Here is a 3,288-nt window from a genome sequence, read left to right as displayed (position 1 = left end):
AAGAGCCGCTCAAATTGACAACGATGTGGTAAAATGCCAAGAAATTTTACAAGCGGCTTACAGAACTGATGTTCGTCCACTAATTGAAAAAGCAAGATTAAACAGAGGTGGTGCTATTAGTCCAATTAAAGCGTATCGCAAATTAGACCTAAGAAATCATCTTATATCAGAAAGAGGTAGAAATACCGTTGCTACAGGGCTTTAATAATTTTTATATGAAACAAAAAGTAACCGCTGTTTTTGACATAGGAAAAACAAATAAAAAGTTTTTCCTATTTGACAAAGACTTTCAAGAAGTTCATAAAGAATATATTTCTTTTGAAGAAATTGTTGATGAAAATGGACATCCTACGGAAAATCTTCCTGCCTTACAAGCTTGGTTAAAGGAAGTATTTCATAGAATATTGGAAGCCAAAGAATTTGACGTAAAAGCCATAAATTTCTCTACCTATGGAGCCAGTTTTGTACATATCGACAAAAATGGAAATCCATTAACCCCCTTATATAATTATACAAAGGAGTTACCAGAAAAAGTGATTAACTCATTCTTTGAAAAATACGGTCCAAAAGAAACCTTTTTAAAAGAAACTGGCTGTGCAGATTTAAGTATGTTGAATTCAGGCCTACAATTGTATTGGTTGAAAACAACAAAACCAGAAATCTTTCAGCAAATAAAATACTCCTTGCATTTACCACAATACCTAAGTTATATTTTTACGGGTATTCCTTTAAGTGAATACACAAGTATAGGTTGCCATACAGCCTTGTGGGATTATGAGAAAAAAGACTATCATACTTGGGTGTATCAAGAAGAAATCAATGAAATTTTGCCTCCAATAGTTTCTACAGAAACCAGTATTAATATGAATTACAATGGAAATCGTATCAAAATTGGTGTTGGAATTCATGATAGTTCGGCAGCCTTGTTACCTTATGTAAGAAGTATTAAAAAGAAATTTATCTTAATTTCTACTGGAACTTGGAGTATCAGTTTCAATCCTTTTACAGAAAAACCAATTTCAGACGACCCTACAAATAAAGACGCTATAAATTATATGCGAATCAATGGGAAACCTGTAAAAGCTTCTCGTTTATTTTTAGGAAATGAATACAAAGTTCAAGTTCAAAAATTAGATAAACTTTTTGGTGTCAACGATGATTATCACCGTAGTGTAAAATTTAATTTTGACAGCTATTCTAAATTGATCAAAAACTTTAAACATTGCTATCATTGGGAAAGTATTGTTGATGAAAAAATGCCGCAACAAACCGTGGTCACTTTTCAAAACTATGAAGAAGCTTACCATCAATTAATGACTGAATTAGTCTTACTACAAATTAAATGTATTGAAGAAGCAAAAGGAGGTGATACAATTTCTAGATTGTATGTAGATGGTGGATTTAGCGACAACGATGTGTATATAAAATTACTATCTCATTACTATCGAGATAAGGAATTAAGAACGACCAATGCGTCATTAGGCTCTGCACTTGGCGCTGCTATTTCTATATCAGACACAAAATTAAATTCAAAATTTCTGAAAAAAAATTATGCCCTTAAAAAGCATGTGCCTTTTATTATTTCCGATTAATTTCTAACAACAAACTAAAAACAACTAGCCTTAACTAGTTGTTTTTAATTTTAAATCAACCAAATATGTCAACAAAAAATAAACTAGTACACCCAAGAAACCAAATTACAGAGATTATTGACAGAATTTATAAGAGAGGTATGACCACAACTTCTGGTGGAAATATTTCTGTTATTGATGACAACGGAGATATATGGGTTACTCCATCCGCTGTAGACAAAGGTTCTTTAAGAGCTTCCGATATCATTTGCGTAAAAAAAGATGGTAGCATTATTGGAAAGCACAAACCTTCTTCTGAATTTCCGTTTCACAAAGCTATTTATGAGTCTAGACCAGATATCAAATCTGTTATTCATGCACATCCTCCCGCTTTAGTTTCTTTTAGTATTGTTCGACAAATACCCAATACAAATATCATTTCTCAAGCAAAACATATTTGTGGCCCTATTGGTTATGCTAAATATGAATTGCCTGGAAGCGAAAAGCTAGGTGCTGTTATTGGTGAGGAGTTTAAAAAAGGGTACAAAGCCATTATTATGGAAAATCATGGTACTGTTTTGGGCGGAAGTGATTTGACAGATGCTTACGAACGTTTTGAAGCTTTGGAGTTTTGTGCTCGAACAATTTTATATGGTTCTCAAATTGGAACACCCAAATATTTAACTGATGTACAAATTGATCAATTTGAAGCGCAGGCTACCGGCATACTACCAGAAATGGAAACAACAACGCATTCCTCAGAGGAGCAAGAAAAACGATTAGAAATATGCAACATTGTTCATCGTTCTTGTCAACAAGGCCTTATGATTGGTTCTTATGGTACAGTTTCCATGAGATTAGAAGCTAACAATTTTTTAATTACACCAACCAATGTAGATCGCTGGGATTTGGATTTGGAAGACTTAGTTCAAATCAAAGACGGAAAAAGAGAAGCTGGTAAAGTTCCTAGTAGAGCGACTTGGATTCACCAAGAAATTTACAATCGTAATCCGGATGTGAATTCTATCATCATGACACAATCTCCTTACCTAATGGCTTTTGGTGTTACAGGTAGCCATTTAAATGTACGAACTATTCCTGAAAGTTGGATCTTTTTACAAGACATCAATGCTGTTAGTTACGGTAATCATTTTAAGAAAAATAACAATTCAGAAATTGTTGACAACTGTGCTACTGCTTTGATCATAGAAAATGACTCTGTTATAATAACTGGAGATAAATTATTACAAACATTTGATTATTTAGAAGTAGCTGAATTCAGCGCTAAATCAATAGTCCTTGGAAACTCTTTAGGAGAAATGGTTCCTATTAATGATGACCAGGTTGAAGAATTAAGAAAGAAATTTTTATCCTAAAACCCAGTAAGTAAAATTAAACCTTAAACAAAATGACACAAAATATAGAAGTTACAGAAAATGTAGCTAGCGGAGAGTTCGAAAGAGAACCAGTTCCAAATTCCAAACTAAAAGGTTGGAAAAATTTTATCGGAATGTATGCCGGTGAACATGCTGCAGGAACCGAATTTATGATTGGGCCCTTATTCCTTACCACAGGTGTAAGTGCTTTCGATTTAATTATTGGCCTACTATTTGGAAACATTTTAGCCGTATTGAGCTGGCGATTTTTGACGGCTGAAATTGCCATAAAAAATAGACTCACCTTGTATTTTCAATTAGAAAAAATTTGTGGTAAAAAA

Annotated in this window: 2 protein-coding genes and 2 pseudogenes; all 4 read left to right on the top strand. The window is 33.3% G+C overall.

All coding sequences use genetic code 11. The features are described from left to right. Positions 1-205 (top strand): annotated as a pseudogene (locus FGM02_RS17825) (sugar isomerase); the annotation flags it as partial. A 10-nt stretch (positions 206-215) separates the two neighbouring features. Next, complete coding sequence (locus tag FGM02_RS17820) at positions 216-1,592, top strand: FGGY-family carbohydrate kinase (RefSeq protein ID WP_139959977.1); 1,377 nt, start codon at positions 216-218, stop codon at positions 1,590-1,592. A gap of 65 nt (positions 1,593-1,657) precedes the next feature. Further along, on the top strand, positions 1,658-2,947 hold the full coding sequence (locus FGM02_RS17815; protein WP_139959975.1) for a class II aldolase/adducin family protein: 1,290 nt from the start codon (positions 1,658-1,660) through the stop codon (positions 2,945-2,947). Between the two features lie 32 nt (positions 2,948-2,979). Continuing rightward, a pseudogene (locus FGM02_RS17810) lies at positions 2,980-3,288 on the top strand (hypothetical protein); the annotation flags it as partial.

Origin of the sequence: Flavicella sediminum, assembly GCF_006381105.1 — a bacterium.
Taxonomy (GTDB): Bacteria; Bacteroidota; Bacteroidia; order Flavobacteriales; family Flavobacteriaceae; genus Flavicella; species Flavicella sediminum.
Note: the sequence above shows the minus strand (reverse complement) of the source record. Positions and strands in the feature narration are given on the sequence as shown.

Excerpts from the sequence above, each read along its gene's own strand:
- FGM02_RS17815 (WP_139959975.1), top strand. The coding sequence starts at position 1,658 with ATGTCAACAAAAAATAAACTAGTACACCCAAGAAACCAAATTACAGAG.
- FGM02_RS17820 (WP_139959977.1), top strand. The coding sequence starts at position 216 with ATGAAACAAAAAGTAACCGCTGTTTTTGACATAGGAAAAACAAATAAA.